The 705-nt window shown below is 47.5% G+C and carries 1 protein-coding gene; it reads right to left on the minus strand.

What is annotated here, in order from left to right; translation table 11 throughout:
- A partial coding sequence (locus A3751_RS20360) for a hypothetical protein (RefSeq protein WP_156492681.1) occupies positions 1-521 on the minus strand: 521 nt, incomplete at its 3' end.
- Positions 522-705: the final 184 nt, after the last annotated feature.

Raw genomic sequence — 705 nt, forward strand, 5'->3', positions numbered from 1 at the left:
CCAGCCGCATCACCTAGCAGCGTTTGGTTGCTGGAGCCTATCGTACTGACCACCTCTCGCGCTTCTTCTGATCTCTCGTCCACAACCTCTTCTGTCAAACCTTCTGACACCTCGAGATCTTCGATTTCTTCTTGCGTGCTAGGTGTTTTTTCAGTTTCCGCAATATGCTCAACGTCACGTTCATTGCCGCCACCGGCGACTATTATTCCTTCTATCTCTTTACTTTGGTTATTGCTGGCGAACTCTTCACTATTGTGCGCTGGCAGATGCTCTTCGGGCTGATCTTGCAGCGGCACATCTAAGGTTTGTTGTTCTGGTTCTTGCGGCGTGGATTCAAGAGCTTGTTCAAGTTGAGGTAGAGGTTGCTCAACATGCAGTTGAACCTTAACGCTCTTTTGTTGCGGGGATGGAAGGCTCACTTCTTGTGAAAACAAATACGCCACGATCGCCGAGCTATGAATCAATATGCTCGCGAGCAAAAGCCTAAGAAAAGCATTGTTCTGCTGTCGCTTGGTATGCATCAGATAATTAACAGTTAAAATCCCAGCGAAATCTTAACATTTGAGCGTGGTTTAATCTGCCATATCGCTCTCATCATAGGTCAAACTCAAAGGAAAAGTGACCATCGCTCTCCGTGCATCCGGATCTGACGGAAGCTCCAAGTATCCCGCACCTAATACTGCACTGTAAAACGCCTCATCTAGC

The sequence above is a fragment of the Oleiphilus sp. HI0080 genome, from assembly GCF_001635135.1.